The 14234-nt window shown below is 60.7% G+C and carries 21 protein-coding genes; 13 read left to right on the top strand and 8 right to left on the bottom strand.

Going from position 1 to position 14234, the window contains the following annotated elements; genetic code table 11:
- Nucleotides 1–29 precede the first annotated feature (29 nt).
- From M0209_RS02570 to M0209_RS02560, 3 genes are all read right to left on the bottom strand, one after another.
- Nucleotides 30–1379: a ComEC/Rec2 family competence protein gene (locus tag M0209_RS02570; protein ID WP_258886738.1), complete on the bottom strand. Its 1350-nt coding sequence runs from the start codon at nucleotides 1377–1379 to the stop codon at nucleotides 30–32.
- 266 nt (nucleotides 1380–1645) lie between these two features.
- A complete protein-coding gene (locus M0209_RS02565) occupies nucleotides 1646–2023 on the bottom strand; it encodes a hypothetical protein (protein ID WP_258886737.1) in 378 nt (125 codons plus the stop codon).
- Between the two features lie 309 nt (nucleotides 2024–2332).
- Nucleotides 2333–2515: a hypothetical protein gene (locus M0209_RS02560; protein WP_258886736.1), complete on the bottom strand. Its 183-nt coding sequence runs from the start codon at nucleotides 2513–2515 to the stop codon at nucleotides 2333–2335.
- Between the two features lie 214 nt (nucleotides 2516–2729).
- On the opposite strand from M0209_RS02560, the gene M0209_RS02555 reads away from it, so the two are divergent.
- From M0209_RS02555 to M0209_RS02540, 4 genes are read left to right on the top strand one after another with little or no spacing between them, the layout of a single operon-like run.
- On the top strand, nucleotides 2730–3257 hold the full coding sequence (locus M0209_RS02555; RefSeq protein WP_258886735.1) for a response regulator transcription factor: 528 nt from the start codon (nucleotides 2730–2732) through the stop codon (nucleotides 3255–3257).
- Between the two features lie 40 nt (nucleotides 3258–3297).
- Nucleotides 3298–3666 (top strand): hypothetical protein, encoded by a 369-nt coding sequence (locus M0209_RS02550; protein WP_258886734.1) that lies wholly within the window; start codon nucleotides 3298–3300, stop codon nucleotides 3664–3666.
- A gap of 54 nt (nucleotides 3667–3720) precedes the next feature.
- Nucleotides 3721–4185, top strand: coding sequence for a hypothetical protein (locus M0209_RS02545; RefSeq protein WP_258886733.1), 465 nt, complete (start codon nucleotides 3721–3723; stop codon nucleotides 4183–4185).
- The gene (locus tag M0209_RS02540) at nucleotides 4137–4718 is read left to right on the top strand and encodes a RadC family protein (protein WP_258886732.1); all 582 of its coding nucleotides are present in this window, start codon (nucleotides 4137–4139) and stop codon (nucleotides 4716–4718) included. The genes M0209_RS02545 and M0209_RS02540 overlap by 49 nt, the downstream gene beginning before the upstream one ends.
- A gap of 46 nt (nucleotides 4719–4764) precedes the next feature.
- Here M0209_RS02540 and M0209_RS02535 read toward each other — a convergent pair whose 3' ends face one another.
- The 3 genes from M0209_RS02535 to M0209_RS02525 all read right to left on the bottom strand — a co-directional run bounded on the left by M0209_RS02535 (nucleotide 4765) and on the right by M0209_RS02525 (nucleotide 6117).
- A complete protein-coding gene (locus M0209_RS02535) occupies nucleotides 4765–4962 on the bottom strand; it encodes a hypothetical protein (protein WP_258886731.1) in 198 nt (65 codons plus the stop codon).
- Nucleotides 4963–5047: 85 nt separating this feature from the next.
- Nucleotides 5048–5233, bottom strand: a complete 186-nt coding sequence (locus M0209_RS02530) for a DUF5818 domain-containing protein (protein WP_309547047.1) — start codon at nucleotides 5231–5233, stop codon at nucleotides 5048–5050.
- Nucleotides 5234–5274: 41 nt separating this feature from the next.
- Nucleotides 5275–6117: a hypothetical protein gene (locus M0209_RS02525; RefSeq protein ID WP_258886729.1), complete on the bottom strand. Its 843-nt coding sequence runs from the start codon at nucleotides 6115–6117 to the stop codon at nucleotides 5275–5277.
- A gap of 250 nt (nucleotides 6118–6367) precedes the next feature.
- Between M0209_RS02525 and M0209_RS02520 the strand changes: the two genes are divergently transcribed.
- The 3 genes from M0209_RS02520 to M0209_RS02515 all read left to right on the top strand — a co-directional run bounded on the left by M0209_RS02520 (nucleotide 6368) and on the right by M0209_RS02515 (nucleotide 7734).
- Nucleotides 6368–6574 (top strand): hypothetical protein, encoded by a 207-nt coding sequence (locus M0209_RS02520; protein WP_258886728.1) that lies wholly within the window; start codon nucleotides 6368–6370, stop codon nucleotides 6572–6574.
- Nucleotides 6571–6843, top strand: a complete 273-nt coding sequence (locus M0209_RS17400; RefSeq protein ID WP_408988171.1) for a DUF3761 domain-containing protein — start codon at nucleotides 6571–6573, stop codon at nucleotides 6841–6843. The genes M0209_RS02520 and M0209_RS17400 overlap by 4 nt, the downstream gene beginning before the upstream one ends.
- 435 nt (nucleotides 6844–7278) lie before the next feature.
- Entirely contained in the window at nucleotides 7279–7734 is a 456-nt protein-coding gene (locus M0209_RS02515; protein ID WP_258886727.1) for a DUF3761 domain-containing protein, read from the top strand.
- Here the strand turns inward: M0209_RS02515 and M0209_RS02510 are convergent.
- Entirely contained in the window at nucleotides 7728–9251 is a 1524-nt protein-coding gene (locus M0209_RS02510) for a YifB family Mg chelatase-like AAA ATPase (protein ID WP_258886726.1), read from the bottom strand. The genes M0209_RS02515 and M0209_RS02510 overlap by 7 nt on opposite strands.
- A gap of 95 nt (nucleotides 9252–9346) precedes the next feature.
- Between M0209_RS02510 and M0209_RS02505 the strand changes: the two genes are divergently transcribed.
- From M0209_RS02505 to yihA, 6 genes are all read left to right on the top strand, one after another.
- Nucleotides 9347–9658 (top strand): PGPGW domain-containing protein, encoded by a 312-nt coding sequence (locus M0209_RS02505; RefSeq protein ID WP_258886725.1) that lies wholly within the window; start codon nucleotides 9347–9349, stop codon nucleotides 9656–9658.
- Between the two features lie 93 nt (nucleotides 9659–9751).
- On the top strand, nucleotides 9752–9886 hold the full coding sequence (gene rpmH / locus M0209_RS02500; protein ID WP_258886724.1) for a 50S ribosomal protein L34: 135 nt from the start codon (nucleotides 9752–9754) through the stop codon (nucleotides 9884–9886).
- 11 nt (nucleotides 9887–9897) lie between these two features.
- Nucleotides 9898–10266, top strand: coding sequence for a ribonuclease P protein component (gene rnpA / locus M0209_RS02495; RefSeq protein WP_258886722.1), 369 nt, complete (start codon nucleotides 9898–9900; stop codon nucleotides 10264–10266).
- A 127-nt stretch (nucleotides 10267–10393) separates the two neighbouring features.
- Nucleotides 10394–10606, top strand: a complete 213-nt coding sequence (yidD, locus tag M0209_RS02490) for a membrane protein insertion efficiency factor YidD (protein ID WP_258886721.1) — start codon at nucleotides 10394–10396, stop codon at nucleotides 10604–10606.
- A 36-nt stretch (nucleotides 10607–10642) separates the two neighbouring features.
- Nucleotides 10643–12403 (top strand): membrane protein insertase YidC, encoded by a 1761-nt coding sequence (gene yidC / locus M0209_RS02485; RefSeq protein WP_258886720.1) that lies wholly within the window; start codon nucleotides 10643–10645, stop codon nucleotides 12401–12403.
- Between the two features lie 100 nt (nucleotides 12404–12503).
- Entirely contained in the window at nucleotides 12504–13145 is a 642-nt protein-coding gene (gene yihA / locus M0209_RS02480; protein ID WP_258886719.1) for a ribosome biogenesis GTP-binding protein YihA/YsxC, read from the top strand.
- A gap of 619 nt (nucleotides 13146–13764) precedes the next feature.
- On the opposite strand, the gene M0209_RS02475 is transcribed toward yihA, so the two are convergent.
- On the bottom strand, nucleotides 13765–14226 hold the full coding sequence (locus tag M0209_RS02475) for a cupin domain-containing protein (RefSeq protein WP_258886713.1): 462 nt from the start codon (nucleotides 14224–14226) through the stop codon (nucleotides 13765–13767).
- Nucleotides 14227–14234: the final 8 nt, after the last annotated feature.

Here is a 14234-nt window from a genome sequence, read left to right as displayed (position 1 = left end):
GCCAGTCCGGCGCAGCATTCGCCGCGATTTCATTGCTGCGTCTGGACGACTTTTTGCCCTGTCGCACTCGCAGCGATGACGATATTTCCGTCCCAACCGGTGGAGAAGATCGCCTTCGAGATAGTTTCAGATTCAAAGACAGGAGGCTTCGTACTGTTTGGCGCTTTGCCCGAGACCCCAACCGGAAACGTCCCCGTTGGTCGAGTCATTGAGACGCCGAAGGTCGGATTGCTCAAAAGTCCAATCGCAATCTTGTTTGGATGTCCAAAATTATAGGCGGAGAACCCCGGTTCTTTGGCAGCCGGATTGCCCGCGCTCACGACCGCTATTTCAGGCTTGATGACCTGTAGCAGTTGAGCGGTGGTGCCGTTCTTCGATCCATGATGCCCGACTTCGTACACATCGACGTCGATAATGTCGGGATTGAGGCTGTAGGACTGGAGAAATTCCGGTTGAGCATCATCTTCCAGATCGCCGGTAAACACAAACGAACTTTCGCCGAAATCGACACGCACCACGACACTATCGTCGTTCTGATTCTTCGCCCACGTATGGCCCTGATTGTCCGTTCCCCAGAGAACGCGAATGTCGGGATCGACCGGTGAACAGGCCAACGGGTCGATGCTGGTTGTGGTGAGGCCATCTGACCTGACGATTGACTCGTTCGAGACGAGCGTCACGGGGACACCTTTGGCCGCCCCGTAATCGAGCAACTTTTTCTGGCCGACCCAGCCAGAACCGGATGTACCCGCATTCGTCACAATATTGGATATGGTGAACTGGTTTGCGCCGCCTTGCGTGAGCGCGGCGACGCCTGATGTGTGGTCGCTGTGCGGATGGGTAAGTACAACCAGCGCTATCGTGCGATTGAGATCGGCGCGGCGTGCAAAGACACCGTTGAGATACGCAATCAGTTTCGCCGTTCCAGCTGGCCCCTGCCCGCCGGTATCGATCAGCGCGACCCCGCAGCTGAACTCCAAAAGTGTCGCATTGCCCTGCCCGACATTGATGTAGTGCGCGAGCATCCAGTCAGGTCGCAACTTCGGCGAGACAGACAATGCCGGGGCCGTCAGGTGCGCCGAGAACAGTGCCTCGGTCGTCCCGCTGTGAAGAACACGCGGGCGTTCATCGACGCGCCCTGGACGATTGGTGCGATCCGTCGGCGATGCCGCTCCACCGCTAATAGCAATCGACGTAATTAGCGGTGTATCAGGAACGCCAACCGCAGCTTCGGCGGGAAACGCCACGTCAGGGCTGTGCCGAACCACTAACGGTTGCTCAGGTTCAGCAAACACTTGGGACGGAAGCACCAATGCAAAGAGTGCGGTTGCTGCAACGAATTTCGCTAGAGTGCGACTGGGCTTGCGATGCACGGTCATTACATTTCCCCCTGCAACTTTTATTAGAACTTCCGAGGAAATTCGATGTCTCCGCAGTCGAAATCGACTCCGCTTCCTCCGTTTCAATATTTGCTCAATCGTAGCGATGCGCAAACGAAAAAACCGCCCTCGGCGTTTCCCTACAGACCTTCGCCCACTGCGAAGTCGCGCACCCATCGCCGCATCGCTCGCATCGCTCGCATCGCGTGTCGCCGAACTGCTAATTTTGACGCAAGAGCCGCAGACGGTTGAGTTCTTGAAAGGATTCAGTGCAACGAACCCAAGTCAGTCATAAGACTCACTTTTTCTTTGATAAGCGACAGGCGACACCGTTGGCGTTCAACCTCGACGAGCACGATAAACCCATCATGTGTCGGAAACCGATGTAGGCCAGTTTCAAGTGGACCATTGGTCAGCATGTCAAAGGCTAGGCGCGCAACGCAGCGGGCGATCTCTTGGCGTTCTGATTCATGCTGCGGCAGTCCGATCAGCTCTTGGCCGACGTAGTGGCTAAGATTGAGACTCGAAACTGCCGGAATGCCGAGAGCAGGCGCGTTGAAATCAAACGAGATCAACTGGTGGACTGGAACAACCCCAAGATTTGCCCACTCAGCCAAATGCGCTCGAGCGTCAGATCGATCCAATGGGCTGCCCCCTTGCCACGATACCAGCGTGTCATCATCGCTTGACCGAAGCGTCTCTTCCAGCAGATGACACGCAGCGCGCGTTCGGGCCGATAGTGCGCGTGGCCAATTGGGCGTAATCGTCGCCACGTTCGATGACTCGCGGGAAATGCAAGACGTAAGACTCTCACGAGCGGGTGGATTAGCAACCCATCGTTCGCAGCTCACATCGCTTTGAAATGTCAAAACAAGCGTCGGAGCGGCGTTCATAGTATGAGAAATCGGTTATTTTGCGCGCCGCTGCAACTACACTCGTATCAAAGATATAAATTACTCGGCGCAGTGCACGATTTGTCCAATGCGAGGTTCCCGGATATCGACCCATAAAGCATGTTTGGCCGTTGATAGAAGCGATGCCGACAGTCCTAAATCAGCGCGCTCAAGTCGTTTCTGAAGAATATCCATTTCGGCGCGAATCTCGCGCACCTGTGCTATGCGGTCAAATGCATTCACGATGGAACTCCGTTCAAATTTTCATGATGTCGCCGAATTGTCGGTCACTTGCCCACGCATGGCGAATCAGAGTTTGATATTTGTGCCATGTTTGTAACCGCTTGATCGAACCGTCTCCGTACCAATTATTACATCACTCAAAAACGACTGCGCGGACGAGCGAGAGCAGGTTCAACTCATTGGCTTGTGTCCCAAAATGTTACACTCTGTCACCGTGGACGACCCGTTTGAATCTTTGACCGAACGCCAGCTCGAATGCCTCGAACTGGCTTCGTTACCTATGACGGCCAAGGAGATCGCGCGCTCCCTTTCGATATCGCCAAAGACAGTCGAGGCTCACTTGGCCGCCGCGATCAGTCGGCTTGGCCTCGCCAATCGCAACGAAGCAGTGCGTCGGTTGCGCGAGCGCCGCGCCGCATCGGGAGAAATCCCTAGGGACGTAACCCCCATATCCTACGGCATCCCGACCGCCCCATCACCGGAAACGGAAATACCGATGACAGTGGGCAGCGAGCTTCATGAACCAGCCTCATTCCGCACGTTTGAGGATATATGGATGTTCAAACGCCCCTCGTTCACCGGCCCGGTGAAAGGAGCGACGCGCGATGACCTGACCATATCCGACCGGCTGGTATACATCCTGATATCGGCCGTCTTCATTGCGCTGTGTCTGGCAGCCGCCACCAACCTGCTTGCCGATACCTTGATATCGCTGAGCACGACCCTTTCAAAGTTGCCCTAGGGCAGCCGACGCGGCCCCTGCGCCGCCCCGAGGAGAAACCATGAGAATGCAGAAGGAACAAGCGCTCGCACAGCGCGCCGAGGCGGCTGCGTCCGTCGCACAATCGTTGGCCACAGCCGAAGGCGATTTTGACCGTGCCATGGGAAGCCTCGCTGCGCTTACCACGGCATTGCTCAACGCTCGGGCCATGACTGGACTGTCGCCGGTAATCGGACAATCGGCGTTCGACCGTATCGGTGAATCGACCGCGTTGATGTTCCAAGCGCGCAGCCGGATCATCGACGCCCATCATTGCCTGAATGCAACACGCGCCGAGATCAACTTACCGGCAACGGCATTCGGGCCGTGGCAAGACTGCCCGCCACCGTCAGCCGCCGAAGGCCGTACCGTGCTCAAGATTGCTGCCTGAGCGCCTATTGTTGACCGGACTGCGAAAGCATGTTCCGGTCAACCAATGGTGCCGATGGTTATCATCACCAGCCTGTTCGTCGCAGCCTGTCTGTATGCCGGGATATGCGGTGGCGCACCGGAGCGACTGACTGCCGTTGCATTGGTCGCGGCAGCACTCGCGACCTTCATTTTTGGCTCGGGTGCCTACACCGGAGGACAGATTCGCTGGGCGATTTTCGCCATCGACGCGACCCTGTTGCTCGCCTTGGTGCTGATCGCCCTTCGTGCAAACAGGATATGGCCGCTGTGGATGTCAGCCCTGCAACTCATTACGGTAGCGGCGCATGTCCTGAACATGATTTCGTCCAACCGGAATCCGTGGGCGTATGTGGCCTCCATCACCGTGACCAGTTTTCTGATGCCGCCGGTCCTAGTTTACGGGACTTACTCACTGCAACGACGCCGGAGAGTTCAGGGGCCGCAAACCTCTTGGAGCAGCTTCTTGCGGCGGCAGGGATTCCCGAAGCGGAAGCAATAGCCCGCCTCCTTATCGACAGTTTCGGGAGTTTGCGCGGCGCACTCACGGCGCGCCCGTCGCGCCTACACAGCGCAATCGGAAAAGGGAGCGCGGCACTGCCCTTTTTGAAGCTGTGGCGACAATGCCTGTTATTCAGTCAGCGCGAGCAGCTTAGGCTACCGGTGCGGTGTTCGTCAGAACAGCTTGTCCCCTTCCTTCAAAATCGCATTGGGCAAGAACCGATCGAAGTCGCCTACGTCATTCTGTTCAACGCGACCGGTGGTCTGTTATGGGATGGCGAGATCGCGCGGGGTTCGTTTCAGCACTGCCCAGCCGAGCCAAAGGAGATTGCCCGCAAGGCGCTTGAGGTCGGTGCGGCGCTGGTCGTCCTCGCACATAATCACCCGGGCGGCGATCCTACGCCAAGCACTGCCGACCGGACATTGACGCGGCGTGTGTCGGATACCTGCCGACTGGTCGATGCGGTGCTGTTCGATCATTTGGTGATCGGCGCGCAATCGGTGACGAGCTTTCGGGAATTGGGATTGCTGTAGCTAGAATGGCTTTGGCGGGGAGCGGCGACCGCTCCCCGCCATATGGTTATACGGGTTTGGCACCGGGCGAGCCGCACTTGGCAAACTTGCCATTCGCTTTGCACCGGACGGCCTTGGCCGGAGCCGTCGGGCATTTCGTGAACTTGCCCTTGGCATCCCTACAGGGTGCAGCCAGTGCCGGGGCAGCAGCAAAACCAATCACCATCGAAAGTGCCAGCGCACTCCCTACAACACGGCGGATCATCACAATTCTCCTCGTCCGAGTCCGCCAGTCGGTTGGCGCGACCAAGAGAGGCTAGCGGTCGGAATTGAGCGCAGCAAGTAGGGTGCTAAAGGAGGACAACTTGTGTAACATTCAGCAGATCGAAATCACCACGTGTGCCGGTTACGCGCACCCGACGTCCGATCAGCTTATAGAACCGGCTTGCCATATCGAGCCGCCACTCGCCGCCGCCATCCACGCGCAAAACGGGAAGCGGCGAACCAGACAGCAGCAGCCCGTCAACGGTGTGCAAGGTTCCGCGCGGCATGATCGAGGAAACCGCTGCTTACCGCCCTACTTGGCCGCAGTGAACCCGCACTGCCCCTGTTCCATCGAAATCTGCTTGGTGATGCGGGTAGCGTTCTGCGCGTAAGCCTCTGTGACGGAGCCTTGATTCACCGTCTTGCCACGGAGCGGACTTACCCCTTGGCACAGATGGAAGACATGCGGCGTCGAAGCCGTCTTGGCCCCGTTTTCAGGTGCGATCCAATACACGACATCCAGACCGGCGGGATTTGCGGCGCTCTTTGTCGCAGCCGCCACATCAGCCGAGTCTCGAGCGATGTCCTGTGCTTGAGAAGCGACCTCGGGCGAGCAGGCCGTCGTCGGCTGACTGGCTTTGATCTGCGCCGCGCAGGCGTTCATATCCTGCGTGTATTGCTCAACCGAAGGCGGCTTCCAGCTTACCCCGACAAGTGTCGCACCGATCGCCAAGACCGCTCCGATTCCACCCGCAATCTTTTTGTTTTTCGGGTCCATGTCCTTGTCCATGAAGATCAGGACGAGGAGCGGCAGGAACGCGATCACGGTGATGATTGCGCCGAGCTGATTCTGGAAAAAGAACTTTGCCGTGTCGGATGCACGCGCCGGGTCTTGCTTGTTTGCGGCCTTCCACAACAAGCTGCCGCCAATCGCAAAAACCGCTATCACAACCAAGATGCCGATCAAAAGCGCGAGGTTGCCGTGATCGAACTTGTGCTTGAGGAGCAGCACAACCCCCGTGATTTCCGTACCGATGGCAACGGCCCACGAAAGCCCAGCGAAGATGCGAAGGCGTTTGGCGGCGGCCACCTGGCCTTGCGCGGCTCGCCATTCCCTCGTGACATCGACCTCGCCAGTCGGCTTATCATCGGACATACCCGTTCCCCCATGCACTCTGTCGATTCAACGAATAGCCCGATGTCGAACCGTTCTTCAATGGGGCGATGATACGAGATGGCTGAGCCAGCCCGTCATGGGCAAACGATTGCTGCCATCTCGCCATCGGAAACGAAGGCGGAGAGCGTTTGCCACATGAGCAAAAGCAGCAATCGAACGAGGTTGGACATGTGCTTGACGACAGGTCGCAGTCGCGTAGCGTTCTATGTCGTCGGCTAGGGATATGCACATGACGGTTGCCAAATGGGAGTACTGGTCAGTCGCCAATATGATGGTGTCGGCACACGGCGAAAATGTCCACGCCGCCGTAGCACTACGTCTTGCCGAGGCCAAAGTGAGCGGACACGAAAGCGACATCATCGTCTGGAACGAGGTTGCCAAGCGGCTGCCCGAGATCATCGCCGAGCGATCAGCGGCCCAAGGCGATGCAGGATGAGGAAGGTTCTTGCTATTGCTATGGCGCTTGCCTTGCTCGCGCCGTCAACCGGCATCGCGCGCAGGACGCATCACACCACGCAGAGCTATCCCAACACCTACGGGAGTGAATACTACACCGCTCGCAGCGGCCACCGTGTGCACCGTCCCGTTCGTGCAAACCGTGCGCCAGCGGGAGCAAGCGCGCAATGCAGGGATGGCACGTGGAGTTTTAGCGAAAGCCATCGCGGCACCTGTTCGCATCACGGTGGTGTTTCGCGCTGGCTGTAATCCTGTCCGCCGTGCCTGACGAACGTGGAATTCGATTGCCCTTGTGACCGCCACCTGTAATCCTCGTTAAATAGACTCCGAGTGAGTAGGTTGCGAACGAGGGAGAGTATGATGACAAAAATCGGTCTTACGCTGGTAGCCATTACAGTGATCGTCGGTAGCAGCATGTCGCCCGCGGTGGCGCGCCGAAGCTCTTCAAGCACGTATCACGCGCCAAGTACCCGTTCGAGCGAGCACGTCGTGAGTGGATACACTCGCTCAAACGGCACCTATGTCGCTCCGCACTATCAAACCAATCCCAACACGACGCGCAACGACAATTATTCGACGCGAGGGAACACCAACCCGCATACCGGCACCGCAGGCACTAAGCCCCGCGACGGAGAAGCCAGTCCAAACTGACTCGGTGCTTTCACATGGTTGATGGAGAGGAAGATGATGAAACCGCTGTATTTCGCTTTGGCGCTGGCTATCCCGATGATCGTTGCAGCGCCCGCGAGCGCCCGCAATTACGACTGCACCAAGGCAGGCAATGCCAACAAGGCAGCCTGTAAGGGCGCAACACCTGCCTCAGCGCCCGCTCCGAAACCCGCAGCCGCGACGGCTCCGGCTGCCAAGGGTGCACGCAACTATGATTGCTCGAAAGCTGGCAATGCCAACAAGGCCGTCTGCAAAGGTGCAGCGCCAGTGGCACCAGCGCCTGCAGCGAAGGCCGCACCTGCACCGCGAGCAGCCCCCGCGCCTCGCACCGCGCCCGCAAAAACCGGTCAGGCTACCAGTGTTGGCGGGCCAAACGGTGCGACGGCCAAATGTCGTGACGGCACCTATAGCCAGTCGGCACATCGCTCAGGCACGTGTTCACGCCACGGCGGCGTCGCGCAGTTTTATTGAGATCGAATTGACGCTGTGATTGGCGGGCCAATATTTCGGCCCGCCGATTTCATATCGAGAAATGCCCCGAGACGACGCATCGACGGCTTGGTCGGTCGGCGCGTCCCACGCTCCCACGACATCCACGTCCCTTCATCAAACCCGTGCGAAGCAGCAGCGCGTTTGATCGAAAGACCGTAACGGCGACGTTGTGCCATCAGCTTTTGCGGCAATGTTTGCGGAACAGGCCAAGGCTCATACCCAAGAAACGCAATGACCAATGGGTAGTAGCGAACCGAAGGTTCGCAGACCCCCTTCTCCCATTTTGCGTAACCTTCCTCGCAAACGCAAAGCAGCTTGGCAGCGTCCTTTTGAAACAAGCCGAGATCGAGCCGTCTCAGACGCAGGTATGAGGCAATGGATTTTCCACCATCCTTTTGAAACTCTTTGCGAAATGAGCGAAGAGACACTTCGACGTATGGCAACAAGGCAACGCGGCCACACGGATTCATCGCAGCGACCAGCTGCACCCGCGCCGGAAAGGTCACATGCGCGTTGGCGCGCGCCACACTGACATTGCCGGTCTCGAGCGGCTGACGCAGCGAATCGAGCACCGGGCGCTGGAATTCAGGCAGCTCGTCGAGGAACAGCACGCCCAGATGCGCGAGGCTGACTTCGCCCGGTTTGACGCGCAGGCCCCCGCCGGTCAGCGCCGCCATCGACGCCGAATGATGCGGGCTACGGAACGGGCGCGTCCGGATCAGCCGCCCGCCCGTCAGCTCCCCCGCCACCGAAGCGACCATCGACACTTCCAACGCCTCGCTCGCGGTCAAGTCCGGGAGAATGCCGGGAATGCACGCCGCCATCAGCGATTTGCCCGAGCCTGGCGGCCCCACCATCAACAGATTATGCCCGCCCGCTGCCGAAATCTCGACCGCGCGCTTGGCCGTCTCCTGCCCTTTGACCTGCGCCAGGTCCGGGCCATGGTCGCACGGTTCGACTTCGCCTGCCGCTGGCGGGGGCAGCAGAACGGACCCTTTGAAATGGTTGAGCAGCGACAACAAATCGGGCGCGGCGATGACTTCGACCTCGCCCGCCCAGGCGGCTTCCGGCCCTTGCGGTTCGGGACACACCAGCCCCTGCCCCGCACCCGAGGCGTGAATGGCGGCGAGCAGCACCCCCGGCGACGCCGCGATTCGCCCGTTCAACCCGAGCTCGCCGACCACGACATAGCCCGCCAGTGTCTCCGCATCGACGATCCCCATCGCCCCGAGCACCGCGAGCGCAATCGGCAGGTCGTAATGCGACCCTTCCTTGGGCAGGTCGGCCGGCGACAGGTTCACCGTGATCCGCTTGGGCGGCAGCGCGAGGCCGAGCGAGGCAATCGCGCCGCGCACCCGCTCGCGGCTCTCGTTGACCGCCTTGTCGCCGAGCCCCACCACGTTGAACGCGGGGAGGCCCGCAATCAGCGATGCCTGCACCTCGACGCTGCGCGCCTCCAGCCCCAGATAGGCCACCGTCGGCACGGTCGCTGTCATCGTCGTCCCCCCAGCTGCACGCCCGCAGGCTATGCAAAAATTGATCTAAGCCGGTCTGCCTTGCGGATGCAACCGGCGCTGCCCACATCGCGGTCATGTCGATGAAGGACCGATGGCGGGCGTTCGAGCGCAGTCCCCTGGGGCGCAACCTGCTGGTCGCGGCGGGCATTTTGCTGTGCATTGTCGCGGTAATCATCGGGCCGTTGCCGGGGCCGGGGTTTATTCCGCTGTTCGCGGCCGGGCTGACGCTGTTGCTGCGCTACGCCAAATGGTCGAAGCGGCTCTATGTGCGCCTCAAACGGCGCTGGCCCAAACAGGGTGCCTTTGCCGACCGTGGTCTGCGCCGGGGAAGCGCGAAACGGCGGGCGGCGTTGGCGCGCGCGCAAATGGCGGACGAGGCCGATTGACTTTTGCCGTCGCTCCGCATAGGCGCACCTCCATTGGCGGTCGTCCGTTCGGCGGGCGGCCTTTTTCTTGTTCCGAATCCGAAGGCATGAGCGATGAAGCGCACTTTCCAGCCCAGCAATCTCGTCCGGGCCCGTCGTCACGGTTTCCGTCACCGGATGGCGACAGTGGGCGGCCGTGCCGTGATCCGCGCGCGTCGCGCCCGCGGTCGTCACAAGCTCTCGGCCTGAGCGATTTCGAGGTGGACCGCCGGTCCACCGACTCGGAAATCGCGACCACGAAGATTCAAACATTACGCAAGCGTAGCGACTTCCTCGCGGCGAATGCGGGGAAGCGTGCGCCGATGCCGGGATTCGTCCTGCTTGTCCGCGACCGCGCCGACGATAGTCCTGACATGCGCGTCGGTTTCACCGTTACCAAGAAAATCGGGAATGCCGTCGTCCGCAACCGCATGAAGCGCCGCTTGCGCGCGCTCTCGCGTGAAGCGCTGACGAGCGAAGGTGTCCCCGGTGCCGACCACGTCCTGATCGGCCGCGCGGGCGGAATCGAGCGCGACTATGCCGCATTGAAAGCCGAGCTCGCCAAAGCACTGGCCAAGGTAAAGCGGTGACGCCCTCCTTCTTCTTCGAGCGCCAGCGAGAAGCCCCGCCGAGCGCCAGCGAGGTGCCTGGCCGCAGCATCGCGTTCTCGCTCCGCTCGAAGAGGGTTCTCGCTAACGCTCGAACAACGGTGACGCGGTGATCACGCGCCTGCTCATCCTGCTCGCGCGCGGCTGGCAAATCGGCCCGTCGCGCGTCCTGCCGCCCAGTTGCCGCTATATGCCCTCATGTTCGGCCTATGCGATCGAGGCGCTAAGCCGCTATGGGGCGCTCAAGGGGGGTTGGCTGTCGGCCCGCCGCCTTGCGCGCTGCCACCCCTGGGGCGGCAGCGGCTTCGACCCGGTTCCCTGATTAGTTCCCAAGTTTCCCAGCGAAAGCAACGCACTCGTGCAGTCCGAACAACGCAATTTCATTCTCGCCATCGTCCTGTCGGGTCTTATCCTGTTCGGGTGGAGCACGCTTGCCAGCCGCTGGTTTCCGCCCGCGAACCCGCCGGTGACCAAGGTTCAGGGCGGCAAGACCACCCCCCTTCCCGCACCCGGTGCACCGCCGCCGGTAACGGCACAAGCCGCAAAGCAATCGCGCGACACGGTCCTCGCTGCCTCGCCGCGCCTGCCGATCCGTAATGCCAAGGTCAGCGGCTCGCTGAACCTGAAAGGTGCGCGGATCGACGATCTGATGCTGACGTCGTATCAGGAGACGGTCGCGAAGAATTCGCCCAATGTCCGTTTGTTGTCGCCGCAGGGCGCGCCGCAAAGCTATTTTGCCAGCTTCGACTGGATGGGCACCGGCGTCGCGGTGCCGAACGCCGATACGGTGTGGACCGCCGACAAGGCCGAACTGACGCCTGCGTCGCCGGTCACGCTCCGCTGGGACAATGGCCAAGGGCAACTTTTCATCCTGAAGATCGCGGTCGACGATCAATATATGTTCACCGTCGACCAGCGTGTCGCCAACACCAGCGGCGCACCGGTCGTGCTGCGCCCCTATTCGGTGGTCAACCGCGCCGAAAAGCCGGCCGACCCCGATAACTGGATCGCGCATATCGGGCCGATGATGGCGGTCGGTGGATCGGTGAATTACGACATCGACTATCATTATCTGACCGCGACCGAGGTCGGTTTCTGGGACCGCATCTTCGGGACCAAGGCCGTCCCCGGGGTCAACAGCGCCAGCGGCGTCGGCGGCTGGCTGGGCTTCGGCGACAAATACTGGCTGACCGCGCTCGCCCCGCAGGGCAATCCCCGTATCGATGCCGCCTTCCGCGCCGACGCAGGCAGCTTTCAGGCCGATGTCGTCCGCGCGCCCGTGACCGTCGCGCCGGGACGTGCCGCCGCCGTCGTCACGCATTTCTTTGCCGGGGCAAAACAGATCAACGTGCTCGACGGCTATGAAGCCGACCTCAAGATACCGCTGTTCGGCAAGGCCATCGACTGGGGCTGGTTCGAGATCTTCGAAAAGCCGCTGTTCCATTATCTCCACTGGCTGTCCGGCATCATCGGCAATTTCGGTCTCGCGATCATGGCGCTCACCCTGACCGTCCGCGGCCTGATGTTCCCGATCGCGCAAAAGCAGTTCCAGTCGATGGCAGCGATGCGGATCGTCCAGCCCAAGATGAAAGCGATCCAGGACCGCCACAAGGACGACAAGGCACGCCAGCAGCAGGAGATCATGCAGCTGTACAAGACCGAAAAGATCAATCCGCTGGCGGGCTGCCTGCCGGTCTTCATCCAGATGCCGATCTTCTTTGCGCTCTACAAAGTGCTGATGCTGACCATCGAGATGCGGCACCAGCCGTTCGTGGGCTGGATCCAGGATCTGTCGGTCCCCGATCCGCTGACGCCGGTGAACCTGTTCGGCCTGTTGCCGTTCACCCCGCCGCACATCATCGCCATCGGCGTGCTGCCGATCATTCTCGGCGTGACGATGTACATCCAGTTCAAGCTGAACCCGCCGCCGCCCGATCCGGTGCAGGCGCAGATGTTCTCGATCATGCCCTGGGTGCTGATGTTCGTAATGGCCCCGTTCGCGGCGGGCCTGCAGCTCTATTGGGCGACGTCGAACATCCTAACGATCGCGCAGCAGAAATGGCTCTACTCGCGCTATCCGGGGCTCAAGAACTCGCCCGCCGCGCCGACAGTGGCGTAGTTTTCTTCGAGCGCCAGCGAGAAGCCCTGCCGAGCGCAAGCGAGGCACACCGACGCGCTTCTCGCTGGCGCTCGAAGGAGCACCTCGCTAACGCTCGGCGATGAACACCGAAGACACCGACCTGACCGAGCAGGCGAGAAAACTCTTCTCCGGCCCTATCGCTTTCCTCAAATCGGCGCCCGCGCTCGTCCACCTGCCCGACCCGGTCGCCCCCGAGGTCGCGTTTGCGGGCCGGTCGAACGTCGGCAAATCGTCGCTGCTCAACGCGCTGACCAACCGCAATGGTCTGGCGCGCACGTCGAACACGCCGGGACGCACACAGGAGCTTAACTTCTTCGACGTCGGGGAGCCGCTCCGCTTCCGGCTCGTCGATATGCCCGGCTATGGCTTTGCCGAGGCACCCAAGGACGTCGTCAAGAAGTGGCGCTTCCTGATCAACGATTATCTGCGCGGACGGCAGGTGCTGGGTCGTGCCTTCGTCCTGATCGACGCGCGCCACGGGGTGAAACCGGTCGACGAGGAGATCATGGGAATGCTCGATGCCGCCGCCGTCAGCTACCGGATCGTTATAACCAAGGCGGATAAGGTAAAGGCAACGGAACTGGCCGATGTTACGGTCCGCACCGCCGAAGCTGTCCGCAAGCGCGCCGCAGCCCATCCCGATATCATTGTTACATCGAGCGAAAAGGGTATGGGCATTCCCGAACTTCGCGCCGCGGTGTTCGAGGCGGCTTCGCTCTGACATCAATCGAAATCGCTTGACATAATTATCCTTATAGGTTATTTTTTTGCCTCTACTGATTCGAGCGTCCGATCAACGCAAAGGGTTGGCAGCGCGAACGGCGACGTTCGTGACATGCGACCGGCGCGGAGCCATCCGGTTTTTCAAAGCCGATGCATCGCCGTCGGATCGCCGGTGGCCCGGCTATCCGGGGTGTACAGAGCCCGAAACTTCTTTCGCGGTCCTGCGGGACTTAAGACTGCGACCGACGCGGCATGAGCGAAAAGACCGACCTTGCGGCAACGACCGCAACACAGTTCGTCTCTATAGGCACTCTTCGGCGCAGCCACATCCAATGCGAAGCCGGGCACAAAGGCGATACGGCACCCTCTAACCAAGCGTGCCTGACTGGAACGACCCACAAAGTCGTCCCGCCCGGATGCCCGTGGCAGGACGCGCCGGTCGCATTTTCGCGCGTTCGGGCTGCAGGAGCCGAACTGCGCCTGCCATTGTAGGAGATTTCTCGGCGCGAAGCAGAAGGGGCTTCGACAAGCTCAGCCAAGACGGGTGGAGAGCGTCGTTCCCAAACCGGCTTGGCTGAGCTTGTCGAAGCCCCCTACTTCTTCCGCTTCACTTCTCTTCAAACCCGCGTCTTGGCGTAATCTGTCCCGTCCTTCGTCGTATATCGATTGTCGGCGGTGAACATCATATCGATGTCCGAATAGCCGCCGCCGGTGCGCTCCCCGCCGCCAATGGCGACAAACACGCAGTCAATGTCGCTGCGGTTGACGATATGGTGTCCGTTGGTGCTGCCCTTCGGCCATGCCGCGCAATCGCCCACGCGCAACACCGTCTCGCCCGCATCCTCGATCAGCACGCCTTCGCCCGCGATCATCACGACCATTTCGTCCTCGCCGTCATGCCAGTGGCGCTGCGACGACCAGGCGCCGGGCTTGAGCACGACATGGCTCGCGCCGAAGTCGGTCAGCTCCGCGACAGGGGCCAGGCGACGGTACCAGCGGCCCTGCACTTCCGCGTCGAACGGCGCGGGATAACCGGTGGCGTTGGTTTGCGGGATTGCGTCGAGCACGATCTTGGGCATGAGGGGGA

The organism is Sphingomonas sp. SUN039 (genome assembly GCF_024758725.1).
Classification (GTDB): domain Bacteria; phylum Pseudomonadota; class Alphaproteobacteria; order Sphingomonadales; family Sphingomonadaceae; genus Sphingomonas_O.
This window is presented reverse-complemented; position numbering and strand designations above follow the sequence as displayed.